The sequence below is a fragment of the Aciduricibacillus chroicocephali genome, from assembly GCF_030762805.1.
Taxonomy (GTDB): Bacteria; Bacillota; Bacilli; order Bacillales; family Amphibacillaceae; genus Aciduricibacillus; species Aciduricibacillus chroicocephali.
This window is the reverse complement of record NZ_CP129113.1, coordinates 887,491-907,693: the sequence shown is the minus strand read 5'-3', so window position 1 is coordinate 907,693 and position 20,203 is coordinate 887,491. Positions and strand designations below refer to the sequence as shown.

Here is a 20,203-nt window from a genome sequence, read left to right as displayed (position 1 = left end):
CTCTATCTCATTTTAGTAAATGACTGCCTCTCCGGTACTTCCACAAATTCAGCCGAAAGCCAAATCAAACATTTGTTCTCATTGTACCATAAATTTAGAGAATGAAAATCGAACATATCCCATTAATTCATTCCCCCATAAGATACCAAAAAGGAGAGAAAAATGCTTCAAAATGTCGACAACAAATATTGTCCCTCTATTTTCTGAATCAGTGTTAGCAACTAAAAAATCCCGCTATTTTCTCATTTCCATAGAGAAAATAGCGGGATTATTGCTGATTGCCATACATTCGACGGTTTTTTGGATTCAGTCCAGTGTCTATTCACCTTGCCAACAATCTGTTCCTTCTCAACAAATCCAAATGCTCTTGAATCATAACTGTCCGGCCGGTTATCACCCATTACAAAGACTGCGTTTGGCGGTACAGTCTGCTTACCCGTCTTTTCTTTAAGTGTGAAATCCTCTGTGTATTGGCCAATCTGGTCATGAATCCGGTTCTTCAGGAAAGGCTCCTCAATCTGCTTGCCATCCACGAAAAGACTGTCATCACGAAATTCAATCGTTTCACCAGGAAGCGCAATGATTCGCTTTACAAAGTCCTCATTCTCATTCGCATGAAAAACGATGACATCAAAACGTTTTGCTTCGTGCAGATTATACGCAATCCGGTTAACCTCAAGCGTATTGCCATCATCAAAAGATGGTTCCATTGATTTCCCATCCACGATGTAATTTACAAAGAGAACGGCATGAACCATCATGCCTAGCATAATAGCGACCAACATGAGTGGAATAAGCCGGAGCAGTCGGTTTCTCATAGCTGTCTCCTCCAGGTCTTTTCTTTACTCATATTTTTCCCGAAAAAACCTCTTTTAATCACACTCTGTAAATTGGTGCTACATTTTGTTCCGGCGTTGCAGCCGCTTCTCAATCAATTTTCCAAACATCCAGAACAGAACTATACAGATGCCGACCACAATGGTCTTCACAGGATTCTCAGCAAACGAGAAAATGCTCGACCCAACGTAGGCAATAGAGAAAATCATAACCGACTTACCTAATAAGACAGCTAGAATGAATTGCTGAGTGCTGACCCGACTTAATCCGGCAACAATATTAATAATGGAAGACGGTGAGAATGGAAAGCATAAGAGCAGAAATAAAGGTCCAAAACCGTGGCGATCCACCCACTCTGTCACTTTATGGACCTGCTTATGATCCGCAATTTTTCGGACCCACTTCTTCCTGCCGAGTCTGCGAACAATAAGAAATACGAGGATTGATCCTAGGCTTGAACCAGCCCAGGAGAGAATGAACCCTTTCAGTAGACCATATGCTGCCGCATTCGCAAAGACAAATACGATGAGAGGCAGAAATGGTAAAAATGCTTCTGCAAATGGAAGAAGCAATCCTGGTAAAGGACCGAGGTTTTCATATTGATTCAGCAGATATTTTACTTGCTCCTCATACTGGCCTGAATCTTTTAAATTCTGTGTAAGAATGACAAAGGTTGCTTCATGCATGTGAGTCAGTTCTCCTTCAATTCGAACATTTGCCGCATACCCTATAGTATAAACCTTTTTACAGGAAAGAATATGCATAGACCCTTTCTTTCCCGAAAAAATTCCATTGCATTCATAACAAAAATCGGGCATCATAAAATAGAACAAACGTTCTTCATCTGAAGGAGTGTGTTTTAATGCGTTATTTAAAAGAAGATGAATTCAACCTTGCTTCACGCTTTCTATTCCTGTCAATGGCTATTACGGTTCTCGAACAGGACATGAAACATTTTGCGAATGGAGCATTTAAAATCAAAGAACCTTATCTTGATTTCATTGAAAAATTACTTGTTAAAGCAAAAAAAGAGAGGCGCGAACTAAGGAAATCGATGCATGAGAGGAAAATACGAGTATCGAGACTAAGTCAGAACGAGTCATTCTCATCTTATATGTTCATTTCAGGACGTAAAGAAGAACAGCGCAACTATTTCAATCCTGCAATCAGAAAACAGGTTGAAGCAATTATGAGAGAGCTTATATTACCGGGAGCCGTTCCGACGTCCCAAAAGAGCGTGGCAGACCTTGCAGGCGTTTATCAAGCAAATAGCGAAAATGAGCCGTTCGCTGCACCTGATTCATGATGGACCCTTGTGAAGCCTCAACGACGATACTCGTACCATTTTTGAAAGTAATCTCAGTATTTTGGTTAGGAAGAGAATGAAGTGTCTCAATATGTGAATGTGCGATCCAGGAACAGAGCGCGTTTGATGGAGAGGCTGTCGGGAAAAAATACATACCGCTTGCCGGATCGATTGAGATTGGAGCTTTGTGTGTGATGCCACAAATACTTCTCGTCCCTTCTTGGCGGCCTTTAAGACTCGCACCGAAGTAAGAACAGCTCTGATCAATAATATTCGTTGGCGTTCGGGAAACGACATATTCAGCATCCTGTTCAAGAACATATGCAGTCGTTCTGCCCTTCTCATCTTTTCTTGAAAGAATAGCAAGTGTAAGAGGATTTACTTCGTAGCTTGTTGCGTAGAGGTGATTTGTCAAATTGATTACATCCTTCCAAATATTAAAGTGGAAAGAAAGGGTCATCTTCAATCTAGCAAATTACCTTGTTTCCGAAAAGGCTGAATAGGCAAATATTTGTTCTTAAAAATGACAAAAAGGAAAAAGAGGGGGTTTGTCCCCCTCAAAATCAGTAAATTAGATTAATCAATTCTTCTTTTGTAATTTTTCCAAGATAATGTGGCACATCAATATCTGATAGTGCTTTCTCAATCGACTCACGCTCATGCTTGACTCCGACCAGCTTCTTCTCAACCTCTTCAATCGATCCGACACCGAAGAAATCACCATAAATTTTGCAGTTTTCGATGATGCCTCTTTTAACATCTAGACGTACATCAACAAGTCCTGATGGGAATTTATGTGAAGCCTGCTTGTTAAACGCTGGGGATTTACCAAAGTTCCAGTCCCAGTTTCTGTAACGCTCATCAGCAATAGCATTTACATTTTTCCAATCTTCTTCAGTCAAAACATATTGCGGTACATCTTCAACTTTTTCCACATCAAAGATATGGCGTAAAATCAATTCCTTAAATTCCTGCATTGTCATTTTTTCTTCCAGGAATTCCGATATATTCACTACTCTGCTACGAATTGATTTGATTCCTTTTGATTCGATTTTTTCCTTTTTCACATTAAGTGCAGACACAACATGTTCAATTTCTGAATCAAACATAAGTGTTCCGTGGCTGAACATACGTCCTTTTGTCGCAAATTGTGCATTACCGGAAATCTTGCGGCCATCTGCAAGCAGATCGTTGCGTCCTTTCAACTCAGCCGGAACCCCGATTGACTGAAGAGCCTCGACGACAGGTTTGGTGAACTTAGCAAAGTTATGGAAGCTATCTCCATCATCTTGTGTAATGAAGCTAAAGTTCAGATTGCCAAGATCATGGTAGACCGCTCCACCACCAGAGAGACGGCGAACGACTTTAATTCCTTTCGAATCAACATAATCCGTATTAATCTCCTCAATCGTGTTCTGGTTACGGCCAATGATGATAGATGGCTCATTTATGTAGAAAAGCAGGAAGGAATCCGTCTCACCGAAGTTCTCAAGTATGTATTCTTCCAGTGCCAGATTGATCCTTGGATCTGTAATACCTTTATTATCTATGAATTTCATTCATGTCATCCCCCATTGTTAATGCGTATCTTACATGATTTCATTTTATCCAAAACCGTCTGAACGTTCAATCAGATGTTGATCAAACAGTCAAATAACTACTCATTTTAACCGAATTGACATATTCTGCGGATATTGTCTCGTTTAACTTTTATACAATTTACAATATTAAGCATAAAAAACCCCGCTTTTGTTATAATACAGATATTGACTAATCTTAATTGTTATAATACAATGGTTGTTGTAAACAGATTTTGCCATTATCCCAAGGAGGCTTTTTCGAATGAACAACATTATTGAATTCTTCAAGAAACTGCCAAAGAGAAAATGTCGCAAATGCGGACATGAAATTAGGGAAAAGGCGGATTGCTACGTATCGCTCTGTGATGACTGCGATCATCCTGCCCGATAATATTCAAAATCGAGAGACTGCTGTCAGCAGTTGATTATATATGAGAAAGAGGCTCACCTTAATTGAGGTGAGCCTCTTTCTGTACTAATACAACTCATTTTCCAAGTGGATGAGTGCATTTGATGCAGCCTTTTCCCCTTGCTCAATGCAGTCTGGGATGCCAACACCTGCATAGGAACTTCCTGCAAGGAACACGCCAGGCAGGTTCGCTTCAAGACCAGCCTGAATCTTATTCATTCGCTCTACATGTCCGACCGTATACTGCGGACGTGCTTCCCGCCATCGGGTAATTACAGCGAATTCAGGATCTTTCTTGATTTTCATTGTTTTGTTCAAATCTTTAAGTACGATTTCCGTCAATTCCTCATCTGACAAATTGACAACTTCCTGATCATCAGGTTTTCCTACATAACAGCGGACGAGCGCTTTCCCCTCTGGTGTCGTCGTAGGCCATTTCTTATGTGTCCATGTACATGCTGTAATCCGTGTTTTGCTCTTACGCGCAACGACAAAACCGGTTCCATCTATATCCTTCCTGATGGCAGTCTTGTCAAAAGCGAGTGCCACATTCGCAGTCGAGGTGGACGGTATTTCATTCAATACCTTTAGAAAATCGTACTGGCTGAGCATTTTCGGTACTGCTTCATGTTCTGTCGCGATTACAACACGATCAGCCTTGAATACTTCGCCACTGCCAAGCAAAAGATTAAACCTGTTTTCTTTCTTTTCGATATGATCTATAGATTCATCTTTAAAAATGATTGCTCCAAGCTCCTTTTCCAGAGCTGTAATCATCGTTCCAAGACCATTCCTCAGAGATAGAAAAGCGCCTTCTTTTGCCTTTGGATTTTTCTGTTTCTTCGTATTGATTTCAGGCATTGTTGCTTGCAAACCTTTAACAAGACTTCCATGACGCTGTTCAAGTTCATGGAACTGCGGGAATGTTGCCATCAGGCTCATTTCATCAATATTGCCTGAATAGATGCCTGCCAGCAATGGTTCGATAAGCCGTTCAACAAATTCATCGCCGAATCTGTGGCGAAAAAAGGCACCTAGCGATTGGTCTCCTTCATGTTTGCTTTTAGGCAGAACCAAATCCATGCTGCCCCTTAACTTCCCCTTTGCAGAGAACAGAGAAGAGTTGAAATAAGGGCCTAATCTTGTCGGAATGCCACGATAAGAACCTTTCGGGATCTTATGTAATTTGCCGCCCGAGAGAACATACGATTGACCTGTGCCATTTCTTACAAGCTCTTCTTCAAGTCCTAGAGATTTGACAAGATCAACAGCCGGTCGCTTACGGGCGAGGAAAGAGTCGGCTCCCCGCTCAATTACAAAATCGCCATGATGCATTGTTTCAATTTTACCACCAAGTCGATTGCTGCCTTCAAAGAGTGCGATATCAATCGGCAATCCTTTTTCTTCTATCTTTTTCTTTAAAGAATAGGCGGCGGAAAGTCCAGTGATTCCGCCGCCTATAATGGCAATCTTCCTATTCATTACGCTTCACGCTGCAAGTGCTTGAGAACGACACCAGTAAGAATGTCGATAAATTCAGGCTGTGCGTTTGGCATTTCAGGTCGGTGATACTTCGCACCAAGTTCATCACAGACAACCTTGCACTCATAGTCATTATCATAGAGAACTTCAAGGTGATCTGCGACAAAGCCTACTGGAGTATAGACGAATGAGCGGTAACCTTTCTTATCGAACAACTCACGTGTCAAGTCCTGAACATCTGGTCCAAGCCATGGATCCGGTGTATTTCCTTCACTCTGCCAGCCTACTTCATAATTGTTGACTCCAGCTTCTTCAGCAATCAGTTTTGCAGTTTCATGAAGCTGATCTGCATATGGATCGCCGTACTGAAGAATTTTTTGTGGAAGACTGTGGGCTGATACGATCAGACAAGCTTTTTCACGTTCTTCTTCCGCCATCTTATCAAATGTATCTTTCACACGTGTTGACCAGTAGTGAATGAATTTAGGCTCATCATACCAGCTTTCTACAGATGTTACGGAGATGCCGTATTTATCAGCCTCTTCCTTCGCACGTCCGTTATATGACTTGATGGAGAAGGTTGAATAATGCGGTGCAAGGACGATTGTTACAGCTTCCTTGATACCAGCCTTGTTCATATCAGCAACTGCATCCTCAATGAATGGCGCAATATGCTTCAAACCGATGAACAATTCGAATTCAATTTCATCCTGTACTTCGTTAAGACGATTTTTCAGACCTTCAGCTTGGTCATCAGTAATCTTAGCAAGTGGAGAAATACCGCCAATTGCCTTATAACGGTCCTTCAGATCCTGAAGTGCTTCGTCAGACGGCTTGCGACCGTGACGAATATGTGTGTAGTAAGGCTCGATTTCTTCTTCTTTGTGTGGTGTGCCATATGCCATGACAAGCAGACCCATTTTTTTCTTTTCCATGTTAGTAGCACCTCTTAGTCTTCAGATTGAAATTTATCTTTTAGTATAGGAATGAATTAGCTCTGTGAGCCTTTTCAATGTTGCCGGTTCGATATCAGGTGTAACTCCGTGACCCAAATTGAATACATGATGGCCATCTTTCATGCTGGAATCAAGAATCGCTTTTGTGCGTGTTTCTATTGTGTCCCAGTCAGCAAGCAAAATCGCTGGATCCAGGTTCCCCTGAAGCACCTTCGTCACGCCCATCTCTCTAGCTTCCTCAATTGATGTACGCCAATCAAGGCCGATGACATCGACAGGAAGATCATTAAATTCCATAAGTAAGTGACTGGCGCCAAATCCGAATAGAATCAGTGGTACTCCTTCATTGCCGAGTTCATTGAAAATACGCGTCATAACAGGTTTTATGAAGATCCGGTAGTCACTAACATTCAAAGAACCAACCCATGAATCAAAAATCTGGATCGCCTTCGCTCCTGCTTCGACTTGCGCCTGAATATATGTAATCGTCATATCAGCAAGTTTGTCCATGAGCAGGAACCATGTTTCCGGATCCCGATACATCATTGCTTTCGTCTTGCTGTAATTCTTTGACGGCCCGCCTTCAATCATATAACTCGCCAATGTGAAAGGCGCTCCGCCAAACCCGATAAGCGGCACTTCAAGCTGTTCCTCAGTCAACAGACGAATTGTGTCAAGAACATAAGGAACATCTTCTCCAGGATTAATTGTGCCAAGTCTTTCGGCATCCTCTTTTGTACGGATTGGATTTGAAATAACCGGGCCAATGCCAGATTTAATCTCGACATCCACACCAATAGCTGGAAGCGGAGACATGATATCTTTGTAAAGGATTGCTGCATCTACATCATAATGCTCCACAGGAAGCCGGGTTACATATGCACACATTTCCGGCTGGTGTGTAATTTCAAATAGAGAGTGCTTTTTTTTCAGCTCACGGTATTCTTTCTGCGACCTTCCTGCCTGTCGCATAAACCAGACAGGTGTATACTCTGTCTCTTCCCCGCGGTAGGCGCGGATGATCACATCGTTTATCTTCTTCGCCAAATTGTTCACCCTTTTAAGTTATCCAATTTATATTTATAATGTCCTGAATCCACTATATCATTTTCACCGAAAAAAATATTGGGGCAAGGACCAATTGTCAATAATTATTCTTATTTAAAATCCAAGTTCAACACTTTTCGACCTTTCCCCTTCAAGCCTGGTCAATGGATCATATGGTACGACATAAAATGTACGCGACTTGAACAGATCTGCTTTTGACAGAACGAGTTCTTTCTTTCCCTTCGTCTCGCCAATAAGCTGAGCCTCCCCTTTTTTCTTCTCATAGACACGATAGACGACACGGTCATCTGATGTATCAGCCTGCCAAGAGATACGCGCCTTGACCAGTGTGGAACCTCCAAGGTTATACTTTACCCGGACATCATGAATCTCGGGTAAGTGTATCGGCTTCTGAAGCTCCTTTATCCCTTTCGGACGTTGGAACTTACTAGAAAGATTCTCTTCCTCATCTATCTGTGACAGAATAGACTTCGCAAGTTTTGTCGGATACTCACTGCCACCTGTCAGATAGTGATCAGCATCGCTCATATCATAACCCATCCAGATTGCAAGACTATATTCCGGTGTAACTCCTGCAAACCAGGCATCCTTTGTTTCACCAGACGCAAGCGGATGCTGAGTCGTGCCTGTTTTTCCCGCGAGAGCTTTGTCATACATTCCAGCCTGAGCTGTACCTTCCTGAACAGTCGATTCCATCATATCGACCATATTCCAGGCAACTTTTTTGCTAAATACTTTTGATGATTTTAATGGCTGTTTTCGTTCCACTTCATTGCCATCAGAATCCACCATATGAAGAATGGCATGTGGTTCAACGTACTTGCCTTCATGAATAAATGTCCTGTATGCTCCGGCAATCTGAATTGGTGATAGTCCTTTTTCAAGTCCTCCAAGGGCAATACCAAGCCCTTCTTCCTTAATATCGATATCCATCTTTTTTAAGTATTTTTTGGAGTTTGGAACTCCAATCTCATTCAACAACCAGACAGCAGGCGCATTCTTAGACTTGATGAGTGCCTCATACATTGTAACGGCATTCTCATAGATCCCGTCATAATTGGCAGCTGTGTAACCATTGTAAGTCCGTTTCTGATCTATGAGCAGAGAGTATGGATTGAATTTTCCTTTCATCATAGCAGGCCCATAAACAGCGAGCGGCTTCATCGTTGAACCCGGTTGGCGCAAGACATTTACCCTGTTTAAGTTACCAAGCTGATAATCTCTGCCACCTATTAGCGCCACCAGACTGCCATCCTTTTCATTCATCAAAGTCAGTGCACCCTGGACACCCTCTGTATTTCCTGAAAAATAAGCATCATCCTGGAATTTTTCATAGGCTGCTTTTTGTGCAGCAGGGTCGATGCTCGTCTTGATTTTGTAGCCGCCTCGTTTTAGCTCTTCAATTGACAAACCGTAGTCTGCTGCGGCTTCTTTCATGACATAGTCTGTAAAACTGTCGGCCCAGGCCATCGATTCTTTATTATTTTTCACAAGACCGAGTGTCTGACCTGATGCACGCAGCTCTTCCTTAGCTGACAAGTAACCTTCTTTGTACATTTGGGATATGACGAGATTGCGTCTTTCCTTAGCTCTTTCAGGATAATTGACCGGTGAATAGCCTGTCGGGCTCTTCACCATTCCGGCAAGCATCGCTGCCTCACTTGTAGTCAATTCCTGGGCACTTTTCCCAAAATAAACATGGGCAGCCTGCTCAACCCCATAAGCTCCTTGTCCAAAATAGACAGCATTCAAATATAGTTCAAGAATCTCATCTTTTGTCAGATGCTTGTCAAGATAGATAGCTGCCATCATTTCTTTCGTCTTGCGCATCCAAGTCTTATCTTGGCTAAGCGAAAGATTTTTCACGACTTGCTGAGTGATTGTACTTGCACCCTGCGCTTTTGAACCTGCAGCCAGATCATGCACAATCGCTCTCATGATTGAGCGAAAGTCGATTCCTCCGTGCTCCCGGAAACGCTGATCTTCAATCGCGATGAAAGCATTCGGTACATATGGAGGAACCTCCTCAATCGCGATTGGCTTTCGGTTTTCTTCATATAATTCCTTAATTGTTTCTCCGTCCTCTGTCTCAATAGTCGTAGTCGCGTTCAGGATTAGATCCTTCTCGTCAATTACGAGCCGTCCGCCAAAGAGAAGAAACGCATAGGCCATTCCAAACAGAAGAAGAAAAACAACTGCAGTATAAACAAATGTTCTTATTTTTTTATAGTTCCATAGCTTTTTCATAAGCCGTTTGAACATATTTTCTTTATGATCCATCTGCCACCTCGGCATCGCTGTTCCAATTAAACGCTAAGTAATGATTCCAATTCAATAATCATTATAATAATGTTTTTACGGGAATACAAACAGTGGGCATGCTAAGATGAATGAGAAATATCTGAATTGGGGGGAATCTTCGTGAACAGCTATATGACAAATGGAACTGAAAGCTATTTAAAAAGCTTGATGGTGAAACATCCGGAACTGAATTTTATCCTGATGGAAGAAGCTGATACTGCGGTACTTTATTATGAAGCGGAGAATGAGGAGATATTCGAATCAGGACGTTCCTATGAGCATGTAATTACAAGCGGTGAACTTGTTCAAAGAGGATACGTTGTTATTAATAACATTCCAGTAACAGAAGAAGGCCGCCCGATGTTCGAGGAACGCTTCCGTCAGCGTCAGCAGCAAGTCGAGAAAACTCCGGGATTCCAAGCATTCCGTCTGCTCCGACCTATATCCGGCAACACATATGCAGCATTCACCCAATGGCAATCAAAACAGGACTTTGAAAATTGGACTGAATCGGCAGAGTTCAAGCAGGCTCATGCCAATCGACCACCAAAACCACCTGCCTATTACGCCGACCGTCCTTATATAAAAAAATACACAGTAATTACGCAAGAAAAATAGAAAGCGGGCCTGAGCGGCCCACTTTCTATTTCTTTTCTGCATATTTTTTATATTCGTTTATAAAATTCTCATATTCTTTCTTTGTATGTTCACCAACAAGACGGTCCTCTTCCACTCCATCTTTATACTGAACAAGGGTAGGAGTTCCTTCAATGAAATACCTATCCCAATAGGCTTGTTGGTGAAATTCCCATAGATTCACTTTTTTCATATCCACATCCATCTTTTCTGCAAGTGGAACTAGAACTGGTGAAACTCTCTTGCAGTGTTCACAAGTAGAACTATAGAAATAAACGAGCATATCTTCCTTATTCTCAAGTTTTTTATCCAGATCAGTCGGTATGATTTGATTCTGATAAAGCGGATCATCCAGCTGGTCAATCGTTTCCTGTCTAAGCGTTTCCTTGCCATAAGGGTTGTTTGAATTCTCTATTTTCTCATTATTCTTGTGGTTGACGACGAGTACAAGTGCAACAAACAATACGATGATCGCCCCAAGTATGATAAGCAGCCGTTTCTTCATGCAACTCTCCCCTTTTTCTTATAAAGTACAATGGTCAAAATAAAAATAACAGCAAAGGCAACTGCCGCCATGAACGGAATTGTAATAAAGCCGAGATAATTCACATAAACCGCGTTACACGGTACGATGCCACATGCACCGCCTGCCTCATGAAAAGCCGGTACTTTTTGAATCATATAATGATATATAGCAACTAGCAGACCAATACCACTCATGATCATGCCGGGAATAAGCTGCTCTCTGCTCTTTCTCTTGCCAAAGGCATATGCCCCGTAGATTATGACGAGCGGATACATGAGAATACGCTGATACCAGCACATCTCACAAGGCGTATAGCCCATTATCTCCGAATAGAACAGACTGCCAAGCATGGCAACAAGCGCTTGGGCCCAGATAATCATAATTAAATTCTCTTCTTTTTTTGAATTCTCCATAAAAATACTCCCTTTATTACCGTTTGTTTACTGATAACTTCTTATAAAGCTTAATCCACACAATAAGGAACAGATACCCGAAGAAATATCCAGCCATAACATCCGTCAAATAATGCACATTAATCAAGTAGCGCCCAAGTCCGATAACAAGGATTATTATAGGAATGAGAATTTGCAAAACGGTTTGCAAAATGCGGCTTTTAATTTTCACTATCAAAAAATAAAGCAGCAACCCATAACAGATGAATGAAATCATCGCATGACCGGACGGAAAGCTTGTCCCTATAGCATCCAGACCGGGATTCAGGCTTGGTCTCTGGCGTTGTACAAGAGACTTAATCAATTCATTAAAAATCCAGCCAAAAAGCGTTCCGAATGCGAACATAACACCTGGCAGGACTCTTCGGTACATATATATGAGAACGATGGCCATCACGATTACGAATGGAATTAGAAATGACTTAGAGCCGAAGTGCGTCGACCATGTGAAGAATCGATAGTACGATGTGTTGCCAAACGCTGTAACAAAAGCTCTCGTCAACTTGTCGACTAAAGGCAACTCTCCAATCATCACATCATGAATCCATATACTGACCACTATGGCAATAATAATGAGCAACGTCCAATGAAATATCCTTTTCCTTTTCAATTTCTTCCCTCCCACTTTTACATTTTACTTGAACCGAACTAGTTTTGGAAATGAGGAGAGCGGGAAATAAATTTAGCAGACTAACAATGAAGGGTGATAGAAATGAACCAGGATATCCAGAATCTAATAGATGGACTAAACGTAGACCTTTCCCATGAGTACGGAGCAGCAATCCAATACTCATACAGTGCCGCCGTCGTTTCTGGTCTGTACCGCTCTGCTCTGAAGCCGTTTTTTGAGAAAGAGATTACAGACGAACTTGGACATGCAATGTATTTGTCAGAGAAAATTAAAGCATTGGGCGGCACGCCTACTACAGAATCGGCAAAAGTTCCACAAGTAACCGAAGTCCGAGACCTTCTTGAAGAAGCTCTCAAAGCGGAAAAAGAAACGATTGACCGATACGAAGAACGTAAGAAACAAGCAGCAGATCTTGGGCTTACAGAGCTCGTTGTGGAGCTGGAAGACATGATTGCTGATGAAACTCATCACAAAGAAGAAATTGAACGTCTGTTGGAAGATCATCGCATCTGATTACCGACCAACTGATACAACCCGAGACGAAGCTAATTCCAGCTTCGTCTCGGGTTTCTCTTTTCCCATAAGTTCCATCCGTGCTAAAATGTCAATAATATTCTGTATTCAAAAGGGGGCTTCCAAATGGTTCAATCAGCACTTTATGAGGAAATTGATAATCTGTATGCAGAGACAGTGGAGCGTCGCAGATTTTTGCACCAGCATCCGGAAGTTTCTTTTCACGAAACAAAAACAGCCCGGTACATATCTGATTTTTATGAAGATCTCGGCATCCCTTATAGGAATAACGTCGGTGGCAATGGCGTCTTGGCAACTCTTAAAGGTGGCAAGCCAGGTAAAACAATTGCCTTACGAGCCGATTTTGATGCCTTGCCGATTCAAGATGAAAAAGAAGTTCCTTATAAATCGACTGTCCCAGGCGTTATGCATGCTTGCGGACATGACGGTCACACAGCAGCACTTCTCTCAATCGCCAAAGCAGCAAAAAAGTTCCAAGAAGACATCCCTGGAACAATCGTATTTATCCACCAGCATGCTGAAGAGTTAGTGCCTGGGGGAGCGAAGCCAATGATTGATGCAGGCACCCTGGAGGATGTTGATGCTGTGTTTGGTACGCATCTGTGGGCTACAGAACCTCTTGGGAAGATCCAGACGACACCAGGTCCATTCATGGCTGGAGCTGACCGATTCACAATCACAGTACGAGGCAAAGGCGGTCACGGAGGCTATCCCCACGAAACAAAAGACGCTCTCGTCATCGGTGCGCAGGTGGTGATGGAACTTCAGCAGATTATCAGCCGAAAGCTGAATCCTCTATATACAGCCGTCATCACAGTCGGACAATTCAATGCAGGCCAAGCATTTAACATTATTGCAGAAACAGCTAAGATTACAGGTACTGTTCGGTATTTAAGAAAATCCGCACAAGAAATGATTATAACGAATATCAAGCGATTTCTTGACGGAGCTGCAAAGATGCATGATGTTGAGATTGATTTAGACTATGGTAAAGGCTATCCGCCACTTACAAATCATGTAGAAGAAGCCCATCTTGCTCTTGATGCATGTAAACATGTTCCTGGTGTTACAAATGTAGAAGTTTGCGAACCTAGTATGGCAGGTGAAGACTTTGCTTATTACATGAAAGAAAAGCCTGGCACCTACTTCTTCACTGGCGCAGCACCTGAAACGATTTACCCCCACCATCATCCAAAATTCGATATCGATGAGCGTGCCCTCCTAATAGCCGCAAAGTCACTCATTGCATGTTTCTTTGCCTATCAGGAAAAGCACGAAAATTAAGCTAAAGACACCTTGCACATTTAAATGCGCAAGGTGTCTTCTATTTCATCTTCTCTGCAGCGTAATAAAACAGGAACAGATAACTGAATAAAGCTCCTCCAACAAGAACAATAACGCTACCAAACCACAAAGTTTGTACAGCAAAGACAGCCGCAAAAAGGACGACTTGCAAGATTGCCATCCGGAAGAGAAGCTGCAGGACAGATTTTCTCCTCAACTCTTCGGAAAGCGGATAAATATCCAGCCAAAGAATTGTCCTATGGTGCTTGTACAACGGCACTAATTGGAAAATTGCCATGTAAAGGAACAACAATGCAAACATGAGCTTCATGATGAAATTCGGAATGAACCAGATTGCCAGTCCACCGAGTACAATAAGCCTCACGTACATTCCAAAATAATCACCGCTCCTCGCAATTGTCCTCCGGTATAGATAATCGAAGCTATTCTCCTTCTGGAAAGGAATTCTTCCAATAAGAGAGACGAGCCAATTACGTCGCTTCACTCGGTCTTTCAAATGCGGCACATCCGCAAACAGATTCGCAAAACGATAAAATGCCTGCATGCCGGCCTGCTCTTTCGCCACTAGATATTCCCAATTTAATCCTGCTTCTTTGCGAGCAAAAAAGATATCACTGACAATAAGAATTCCAAACAATAGAGTCGCTAGTCCAGCAAAAAGGATTTCTCCCTTTGCAAGCATCCAGAATACCATGAAATCAAGCATAGCCCGTATGACTGTTTCACTTCTTCTATATGATTGTGAACGAATTTGTCTAAGCTGCCATGCCGCGAATAGATTCCAAATTTTGAAAATAACGAGCACTATGATGATTAGCAGATAAGTCCTGCCAGTCGCATCCGGCCTGCTTGCAAAATAAAGCGGCCCTAAAGCTGCTGCTGCAACAATTGACAAATACAACTGAGAAACAAAACTGTACAGCAGCGCTCTGTTGAAGTATGGTTTCATCTTCTGCTCAGATGCAAGCAGGAAAACGAGATCGGCCTCCTTCAGCAATGTTCTTACCGGGCTGAAGACCAAAACCACAGCGAAAACAAAACCGATGACGGCAGCCGCCGGAAAATCAGCTGGCAACTTGTCCAGCCATGTCTTGTAATAATAAGCAAGTGCCGATACGAAGAACAGCATTGCAAAAGCAATATGACCATTGAATATGTAACGCAAATAACGGCTCAGCTCGCGCATATGACGGCTAAAACGTTTTGCAAATAGTTCCCGAGCGTTAAATTCAAACATGGCCCGCATCCTTTGTCAGCTGGACATAAAGATCATCAAGTGCAGCGCCCGGCATTTGAAACTGCTTCTGCAATTCAGCCAAAGTGCCATGCGCTTTGATTCTCCCTTCATGAATGATGACGAATCGGTCACAGTATCGCTCTGCCGTTGCAAGAATGTGGGTAGACATGAGCACTCCTGCCCCCTTTTCTTTCATCGATTCCATCAACTCGAGATAAGCTTGGATTCCAAGCGGATCAAGGCCGACAAAAGGTTCATCAACAATGTATAGCGCCGGCTCAACGAGAAAGGCGCACATGATCATCACTTTTTGACGCATTCCTTTGGAAAAATGAACCGGGAACCATTTCAACCTGCCTTCCATTCGAAAAGTCTTTAAAAGTGGTGTCATCCGTTGTTCAAACTGTTCTTCAGATAGTCCGTAACTTTGAGCTGTTAGACGCAAGTGTTCATAAAGTGTCAATTCTTCATACAGTATTGGCATCTCCGGAATATAGGAAAGCTCTTGACGATAGCCTTCCGGATCTTCCGAAAAAGATTTGCCGTTAATACGTATCAGGCCCGTCTTCGGCTGCATCAGACCGATAATATGTTTAATTGTTGTACTCTTTCCCGCACCGTTTAATCCAATCATCCCGATAATCTCACCAGGCTCTACAGTAAATGAAATACCATGCAGGACATTTTTATGCGTATATCCTCCAGCAAGGTCTGCAACTTCAAGCAATGCTGCCAATAATTCCGCCTCCATTATTTTCGATTCATCCTGATAAAATTTTATCATTTCACCGCTTCTTTTCCAAAGTAAACTCTTCCACCCTTTTCGACAAGCCTCCAGATGGCGCATCCCTTTACATAACGAAAGCCCAAACGTACAATAAAAGTAAGCATTCCTCACTTAATGAGAAGACAGGAGAGATTATTTAATGAGCCATGATGACTGCATTTTTTGCAAAATTACAAAAGGGGAAATCCCTTCCGCGAAGGTATATGAAGACGAAAAAGTATACGCCTTCCTTGACTTGAGCCAAGTGACAAAGGGCCATACACTTGTCATCCCAAAGGAACACGCTAAAAATATTTACGAAATTTCTTCCGAATCCGCTGGTGAATTGTTCAGTCGTGTACCGAAAATTGCCAATGCCATTAAAGAGACATACGGCGCAATCGGCATGAATGTGCTCAACAATAATGAAGCACCTGCCGATCAATCTGTCTTCCATATTCACCTTCACCTCATCCCACGTTATGGCAAGGGAGACGGATATTCTTCGAACTGGACGACACATGGCGATAATTATAGCCAGGAAGATTTGCAGAAAATCGCTGGAGAAATTTCTTCATCAATCAAGTAAACTCAGAAACTGAAAAGGCTATTTTCAGACTTTAGCATCTTTTTCTTTAGTCACGAATTTGGTATAATGAATATAACATTCCGCAGCTGGCCTAGATGGCACAGTTGGGAATGAAAGCTGAGCAGAGTGGAGATGAGCAACATGAAATTGAATATTCGAGTTTTGGTAATGCTAGCCTTGCTAATTGGGATTGGAACAGTGCTTCATGCGGTTATGCCGCCTATCTTTGGTGTAAAACCCGACATGCTTCTTGCAATGATGTTTTTGGGGATTATCATGTTCCCGCGTCCGCAGTATGTGCTTCTCATAGCACTGCTTGCAGGTGCCATGTCAGCATTGACAACACAGGTTCCAGGCGGACAGATTGCCAATATGATAGATAAACCGATTACAGCATTTGCGTTTCTCGGCCTTTACCTCATCATTAGAAAAATGGTTCGCGGACCAATTGCCGCTCCTGTTCTTACAGCAGTCGGCACAATGATCAGTGGATCTATTTTTGTATCTGTCGTCGTATTCATTCTTGCTTCCATTCCGGTTGGATTCACCGCATTGTTTGTCGGTGTGGTCCTCCCTGCGACACTTGTGAATACGGTTGTAATGATTGTCCTGTACCCTGTTGTCCAGTCAATCATGAAGCGTTCCCGTCTATCAACAGCAGCTTGATTTTAGCATTCCAAAGTGAAAATCCTCTGGCAGTTTGCCAGGGGGTTTTCCTGCCTATGAATCATATTTCACGATTGACAGCATATCATCAGGGAAATGATAATTATAGCAATGAACAAAGGAGCGATCATATGGCTAATGCAAAATCACTCGCACTTGGTGTCCTGGTCGGCAGTGCCGCCGGAGCGCTCGCCACGTTGCTGAGCACACCTTCTTCTGGAAGAGACGTCCGTTTCCGTGTAAAACAGCAAGGCCTTGAATGGAAAGAGCTTGCCGACAGCGTGAAACTTGACGGCTTGCGTCTCAAACGACAGATTGCCGAGACTTCCAAAGAAGGCGCGGCTCTCATGAACAATCTTACTAAAGAAATGAAAAAATCCGTAGAAGAATGGAAACATGCTGTCGCACCGCATCAGCAAAATATCCATGAGTATCTCGAACAAATCGAGGCATCTTTGCGCGACTTGGAAGATAAAGTAAATAAAAAATAAAAAATGTCCGGCTAGTCTCAGTCTAGCCGGACATTTTTTATTCAACGCCATCTAAGGCCTCGTTTTTCCGATTTCTTAATTATTCCTATGAATTCTTCCATAAGCTCTGTATAGAGGCCTTGCCTCTTCAATGCAAGCATTGCCTGGTCCGGATGCAACTTTAAATTCAGCATCCCGGCAAAATGAATGAGCAAACACGTATAGTCGAGGAGGCCTTCCTCCTTCTGCTGAATGTAGCGGCAATTCAATTCCTCCAGCAGATGGAACAATTCATTATATTCCGGCTCGGTCAGTCCCTTGTTGATTACAAGTTTTGTAAATGGATATTCATCAGCACTGATAAGGTCGGAAATCAGATGCAGATGGAATGATAATGTATTGATTGGAAGCCCTCCTTTCAACGCGTTAAGTACATATTCCTCATTATATATTTAATTCCTTTAAAAAAGTTAAAAAGACTGTTGATTTTTTCAATAAAAGATACTATGATTTTCTATCATAACGATGAAATAAGTTAATTTTGGAGGGACCTAAGGTGAATTGCTGGAAGAGTGTCAACATGAATAAAGAATATGGCCAGGAACGCCGTTATTTTGTATCGTTTCTGCTTGGTTTGTTCATGTTCATACTGCTTTACGTACCGATTTCCATTTTTCATCACAAAGCGTTTACGAATGACGGGGCATTCTTCCCATTCGCTGTAATCTTTCTCCTGATGCCAACAATATACTCATTGCTGCATCTTGTTCCATGCATTTTGCTCGGAAAACAGATTCGCATTGTTCAACGCTGGAAGCTGAAAATATTTCCTGTTTTTTACTTTTGTACAAAAAACCATTTGTCAAAACCTGTATCTATGCTCACTGCCCTGTCACCGACAATTCTTTTCACTGTGCCAGGTCTGATTTCAAGCCTTGTATTAAAAGATTTCTACGTCTATACGCTTATACTGACGGCAGCCAATATCGGACTTTCACTTAAAGATTTTATCTATACTGGGCATTTGCTACGCGCTCCGAAGCGCTCTATGGTCGCCAACCGGACATGTGGCATGGATATTTTGATTGAGCAGGATACACAATGATGACAGCGGGCCAAAAAGCCTGCTGTCTTTTTATTTTAATGAAGGCCTTTGAACCAGATATGTCGGAATAGCTCGTATCTTTGTAGAGGATTTGACTATGTTTTCCCCCATCATATATGTTATATTAAGTCTTGTCCGCAAACATTAAAACTGGGAGTGTTCATAGATGAAGAAATTAGCAATTGCGCTGACACTGTCCGCCAGTATTTTTGGTCTGGCTGCATGCAGCAATGATTCAGGTTCAGGAAAAGGAGATCCGGAAACGATCGCTACTTCCAAAGCCGGTGACATCAAAAAAGAAGATTTCTATAACGAAATGAAACAACGCAGCGGTAATGATGTGCTGAAGGAAATGGTTACAGCTAAAGTCCTTGAAGACAAGTACAAAGTAACTGACAAGCAAGTAAATGATGAACTTCAGAAGATTAAAGATCAGCTTGGCGATGGCTATAAGCAAGCTCTTCAGCAACAAGGCTTCACTGAGAAGCAGCTGAAGGAAAACTTGCGCCTGAACCTTCTTCAGGAACAAGCTGTCACAGAAGATATCAAAGTGAAAGATGCTGATATCAAGAAGCAGTATGATCGCATGAAGACTGAACTTAAAGCAAGCCACATTCTTGTCGACGATAAGAAAACAGCTGAAAAAGTGAAAAAAGAATTGGATGCAGGTGGCGACTTCGCCGAATTGGCTAAGAAATATTCAAAAGATGATGCCAACAAGGACAAGGGTGGCGAACTTGGCTGGTTCTCTGCCAAAGATAATATGGACGAGGCATTCCTTAATGCAGCCTATAAAATGAAAAAAGGCGAGGTTTCAGATCCGGTCCAGTCCAGCTTCGGCTACCACATCATCAAGCTTGAAGACAAGCGTGAAAACAAAGATGTAGAATCCTATGACAAGGCGAAGAAAGACATTCGCCGTGAACTGGCTATGAAGAAGATTGATCCTGTGAAAGCTCAGGAGAAGCTAGATAAACTTGTTAAAGAAGCTGATGTAAAGATCAAAGTCAAAGACTTGAAAGATGCTCTTAAACAGGACGATAGCCAACAGACCATTCCACAAGGTTAATTAATCAAAAAGTCCGCGAAGCATAAGAATGCTTCGCGGACTTTTTCTATCCTCTATTGTGTTTCTCCGGCATGTCCATGCTGTGAGCGTGCTGCCCGCTCTGCTTCCATTCGTTCAATAAAGATATTGCCCTCTTTTTCAATAAACTGATTTTCGAGTTGCCGTTCTGCACGCATTGCTCGGAAGGCCATAACACCAGAGAAAAAAATTAAACCGATCGCCGCAAAGACCCATATTGGAATACCTGCTATCATGATAATGCCTCCTTTGGCTTGTCT

Annotated in this window: 25 protein-coding genes; 10 read left to right on the top strand and 15 right to left on the bottom strand. The window is 42.3% G+C overall.

The window, feature by feature from the left end:
• Positions 1-242: 242 nt before the first annotated feature.
• On the bottom strand, positions 243-818 hold the full coding sequence (gene lepB, locus QR721_RS04760; protein ID WP_348029314.1) for a signal peptidase I: 576 nt from the start codon (positions 816-818) through the stop codon (positions 243-245).
• 78 nt (positions 819-896) lie between these two features.
• On the bottom strand, positions 897-1,523 hold the full coding sequence (locus tag QR721_RS04755; protein WP_348029313.1) for a TVP38/TMEM64 family protein: 627 nt from the start codon (positions 1,521-1,523) through the stop codon (positions 897-899).
• 176 nt (positions 1,524-1,699) lie between these two features.
• Here QR721_RS04755 and QR721_RS04750 point away from each other — a divergent pair, with 176 nt between their 5' ends.
• Positions 1,700-2,143: a YhjD family protein gene (locus QR721_RS04750; protein ID WP_348029312.1), complete on the top strand. Its 444-nt coding sequence runs from the start codon at positions 1,700-1,702 to the stop codon at positions 2,141-2,143.
• Here QR721_RS04750 and QR721_RS04745 read toward each other — a convergent pair.
• Together QR721_RS04745 and lplA are read right to left on the bottom strand one after the other, a co-directional pair.
• Entirely contained in the window at positions 2,037-2,558 is a 522-nt protein-coding gene (locus tag QR721_RS04745) for a competence protein ComK (RefSeq protein WP_348029311.1), read from the bottom strand. The genes QR721_RS04750 and QR721_RS04745 overlap by 107 nt on opposite strands.
• 148 nt (positions 2,559-2,706) lie before the next feature.
• Positions 2,707-3,702 carry a lipoate--protein ligase gene (gene lplA / locus QR721_RS04740; protein ID WP_348029310.1) on the bottom strand — a complete coding sequence of 332 codons (996 nt, stop codon included), beginning with the start codon at positions 3,700-3,702 and terminating at the stop codon, positions 2,707-2,709.
• 283 nt (positions 3,703-3,985) lie between these two features.
• Between lplA and yhfH the strand changes: the two genes are divergently transcribed.
• A complete protein-coding gene (gene yhfH / locus QR721_RS04735) occupies positions 3,986-4,114 on the top strand; it encodes a protein YhfH (protein WP_348029309.1) in 129 nt (42 codons plus the stop codon).
• An 84-nt stretch (positions 4,115-4,198) separates the two neighbouring features.
• On the opposite strand, the gene hemY is transcribed toward yhfH, so the two are convergent.
• From hemY to QR721_RS04715, 4 genes are all read right to left on the bottom strand, one after another.
• A complete protein-coding gene (gene hemY / locus QR721_RS04730) occupies positions 4,199-5,614 on the bottom strand; it encodes a protoporphyrinogen oxidase (protein ID WP_348029308.1) in 1,416 nt (471 codons plus the stop codon).
• A complete protein-coding gene (gene hemH / locus QR721_RS04725; RefSeq protein WP_348029307.1) occupies positions 5,614-6,549 on the bottom strand; it encodes a ferrochelatase in 936 nt (311 codons plus the stop codon). Before hemH ends, hemY begins: the two co-directional genes overlap by 1 nt.
• A gap of 33 nt (positions 6,550-6,582) precedes the next feature.
• Positions 6,583-7,617 (bottom strand): uroporphyrinogen decarboxylase, encoded by a 1,035-nt coding sequence (hemE, locus tag QR721_RS04720; RefSeq protein WP_348029306.1) that lies wholly within the window; start codon positions 7,615-7,617, stop codon positions 6,583-6,585.
• Positions 7,618-7,731: 114 nt separating this feature from the next.
• Positions 7,732-9,918, bottom strand: a complete 2,187-nt coding sequence (locus QR721_RS04715; RefSeq protein ID WP_348029305.1) for a transglycosylase domain-containing protein — start codon at positions 9,916-9,918, stop codon at positions 7,732-7,734.
• A 141-nt stretch (positions 9,919-10,059) separates the two neighbouring features.
• Between QR721_RS04715 and QR721_RS04710 the strand changes: the two genes are divergently transcribed.
• Positions 10,060-10,557, top strand: a complete 498-nt coding sequence (locus QR721_RS04710; protein WP_348029304.1) for an antibiotic biosynthesis monooxygenase family protein — start codon at positions 10,060-10,062, stop codon at positions 10,555-10,557.
• Between the two features lie 25 nt (positions 10,558-10,582).
• On the opposite strand, the gene QR721_RS04705 is transcribed toward QR721_RS04710, so the two are convergent.
• From QR721_RS04705 to QR721_RS04695, 3 genes are read right to left on the bottom strand one after another with little or no spacing between them, the layout of a single operon-like run.
• Positions 10,583-11,080: a thioredoxin family protein gene (locus QR721_RS04705; RefSeq protein WP_348029303.1), complete on the bottom strand. Its 498-nt coding sequence runs from the start codon at positions 11,078-11,080 to the stop codon at positions 10,583-10,585.
• A complete protein-coding gene (locus tag QR721_RS04700; RefSeq protein WP_348029302.1) occupies positions 11,077-11,514 on the bottom strand; it encodes a disulfide oxidoreductase in 438 nt (145 codons plus the stop codon). The genes QR721_RS04705 and QR721_RS04700 overlap by 4 nt, the downstream gene beginning before the upstream one ends.
• Positions 11,515-11,530: 16 nt before the next feature.
• Positions 11,531-12,163 (bottom strand): phosphatase PAP2 family protein, encoded by a 633-nt coding sequence (locus tag QR721_RS04695; protein ID WP_348029301.1) that lies wholly within the window; start codon positions 12,161-12,163, stop codon positions 11,531-11,533.
• A gap of 102 nt (positions 12,164-12,265) precedes the next feature.
• Here QR721_RS04695 and QR721_RS04690 point away from each other — a divergent pair, with 102 nt between their 5' ends.
• A complete protein-coding gene (locus tag QR721_RS04690; protein WP_348029300.1) occupies positions 12,266-12,697 on the top strand; it encodes a ferritin-like domain-containing protein in 432 nt (143 codons plus the stop codon).
• A gap of 126 nt (positions 12,698-12,823) precedes the next feature.
• On the top strand, positions 12,824-14,002 hold the full coding sequence (locus QR721_RS04685; protein ID WP_348029299.1) for a M20 metallopeptidase family protein: 1,179 nt from the start codon (positions 12,824-12,826) through the stop codon (positions 14,000-14,002).
• A 40-nt stretch (positions 14,003-14,042) separates the two neighbouring features.
• On the opposite strand, the gene QR721_RS04680 is transcribed toward QR721_RS04685, so the two are convergent.
• Complete coding sequence (locus tag QR721_RS04680; protein ID WP_348029298.1) at positions 14,043-15,260, bottom strand: ABC transporter permease; 1,218 nt, start codon at positions 15,258-15,260, stop codon at positions 14,043-14,045.
• Positions 15,253-16,011: an ABC transporter ATP-binding protein gene (locus QR721_RS04675; protein ID WP_431189530.1), complete on the bottom strand. Its 759-nt coding sequence runs from the start codon at positions 16,009-16,011 to the stop codon at positions 15,253-15,255. The genes QR721_RS04680 and QR721_RS04675 overlap by 8 nt, the downstream gene beginning before the upstream one ends.
• A gap of 175 nt (positions 16,012-16,186) precedes the next feature.
• Between QR721_RS04675 and QR721_RS04670 the strand changes: the two genes are divergently transcribed.
• From QR721_RS04670 to QR721_RS04660, 3 genes are all read left to right on the top strand, one after another.
• Positions 16,187-16,615: an HIT family protein gene (locus tag QR721_RS04670; protein WP_348029297.1), complete on the top strand. Its 429-nt coding sequence runs from the start codon at positions 16,187-16,189 to the stop codon at positions 16,613-16,615.
• A gap of 141 nt (positions 16,616-16,756) precedes the next feature.
• Positions 16,757-17,281 (top strand): tryptophan transporter, encoded by a 525-nt coding sequence (locus tag QR721_RS04665; protein ID WP_348029296.1) that lies wholly within the window; start codon positions 16,757-16,759, stop codon positions 17,279-17,281.
• A gap of 131 nt (positions 17,282-17,412) precedes the next feature.
• On the top strand, positions 17,413-17,772 hold the full coding sequence (locus QR721_RS04660; RefSeq protein ID WP_348029295.1) for a YtxH domain-containing protein: 360 nt from the start codon (positions 17,413-17,415) through the stop codon (positions 17,770-17,772).
• 41 nt (positions 17,773-17,813) lie between these two features.
• Here the strand turns inward: QR721_RS04660 and QR721_RS04655 are convergent, their stop codons facing one another.
• Complete coding sequence (locus QR721_RS04655; RefSeq protein ID WP_348029294.1) at positions 17,814-18,173, bottom strand: DUF1878 family protein; 360 nt, start codon at positions 18,171-18,173, stop codon at positions 17,814-17,816.
• Positions 18,174-18,307: 134 nt separating this feature from the next.
• Between QR721_RS04655 and QR721_RS04650 the strand changes: the two genes are divergently transcribed.
• Both QR721_RS04650 and QR721_RS04645 read left to right on the top strand, forming a co-directional pair.
• Positions 18,308-18,856 carry a DUF3267 domain-containing protein gene (locus QR721_RS04650; RefSeq protein WP_348029293.1) on the top strand — a complete coding sequence of 183 codons (549 nt, stop codon included), beginning with the start codon at positions 18,308-18,310 and terminating at the stop codon, positions 18,854-18,856.
• Between the two features lie 166 nt (positions 18,857-19,022).
• Positions 19,023-19,925: a peptidylprolyl isomerase gene (locus QR721_RS04645; protein WP_348029292.1), complete on the top strand. Its 903-nt coding sequence runs from the start codon at positions 19,023-19,025 to the stop codon at positions 19,923-19,925.
• A 53-nt stretch (positions 19,926-19,978) separates the two neighbouring features.
• Here QR721_RS04645 and QR721_RS04640 read toward each other — a convergent pair whose 3' ends face one another.
• The gene (locus tag QR721_RS04640; protein WP_348029291.1) at positions 19,979-20,179 is read right to left on the bottom strand and encodes a sporulation YhaL family protein; all 201 of its coding nucleotides are present in this window, start codon (positions 20,177-20,179) and stop codon (positions 19,979-19,981) included.
• Positions 20,180-20,203: the final 24 nt, after the last annotated feature.

Coding starts and splice junctions, on each gene's coding strand:
- lepB (WP_348029314.1), bottom strand. CDS start 818: ATGAGAAACCGACTGCTCCGGCTTATTCCACTCATGTTGGTCGCTATT.
- QR721_RS04755 (WP_348029313.1), bottom strand. CDS start 1,523: ATGCATGAAGCAACCTTTGTCATTCTTACACAGAATTTAAAAGATTCA.
- QR721_RS04750 (WP_348029312.1), top strand. CDS start 1,700: ATGCGTTATTTAAAAGAAGATGAATTCAACCTTGCTTCACGCTTTCTA.
- lplA (WP_348029310.1), bottom strand. CDS start 3,702: ATGAAATTCATAGATAATAAAGGTATTACAGATCCAAGGATCAATCTG.
- yhfH (WP_348029309.1), top strand. CDS start 3,986: ATGAACAACATTATTGAATTCTTCAAGAAACTGCCAAAGAGAAAATGT.
- hemY (WP_348029308.1), bottom strand. CDS start 5,614: ATGAATAGGAAGATTGCCATTATAGGCGGCGGAATCACTGGACTTTCC.
- hemH (WP_348029307.1), bottom strand. CDS start 6,549: ATGGAAAAGAAAAAAATGGGTCTGCTTGTCATGGCATATGGCACACCA.
- QR721_RS04715 (WP_348029305.1), bottom strand. CDS start 9,918: ATGGATCATAAAGAAAATATGTTCAAACGGCTTATGAAAAAGCTATGG.
- QR721_RS04705 (WP_348029303.1), bottom strand. CDS start 11,080: ATGAAGAAACGGCTGCTTATCATACTTGGGGCGATCATCGTATTGTTT.
- QR721_RS04700 (WP_348029302.1), bottom strand. CDS start 11,514: ATGGAGAATTCAAAAAAAGAAGAGAATTTAATTATGATTATCTGGGCC.
- QR721_RS04690 (WP_348029300.1), top strand. CDS start 12,266: ATGAACCAGGATATCCAGAATCTAATAGATGGACTAAACGTAGACCTT.
- QR721_RS04685 (WP_348029299.1), top strand. CDS start 12,824: ATGGTTCAATCAGCACTTTATGAGGAAATTGATAATCTGTATGCAGAG.
- QR721_RS04680 (WP_348029298.1), bottom strand. CDS start 15,260: ATGTTTGAATTTAACGCTCGGGAACTATTTGCAAAACGTTTTAGCCGT.
- QR721_RS04675 (WP_431189530.1), bottom strand. CDS start 16,011: ATGGAGGCGGAATTATTGGCAGCATTGCTTGAAGTTGCAGACCTTGCT.
- QR721_RS04670 (WP_348029297.1), top strand. CDS start 16,187: ATGAGCCATGATGACTGCATTTTTTGCAAAATTACAAAAGGGGAAATC.
- QR721_RS04665 (WP_348029296.1), top strand. CDS start 16,757: ATGAAATTGAATATTCGAGTTTTGGTAATGCTAGCCTTGCTAATTGGG.
- QR721_RS04660 (WP_348029295.1), top strand. CDS start 17,413: ATGGCTAATGCAAAATCACTCGCACTTGGTGTCCTGGTCGGCAGTGCC.
- QR721_RS04645 (WP_348029292.1), top strand. CDS start 19,023: ATGAAGAAATTAGCAATTGCGCTGACACTGTCCGCCAGTATTTTTGGT.
- QR721_RS04640 (WP_348029291.1), bottom strand. CDS start 20,179: ATGATAGCAGGTATTCCAATATGGGTCTTTGCGGCGATCGGTTTAATT.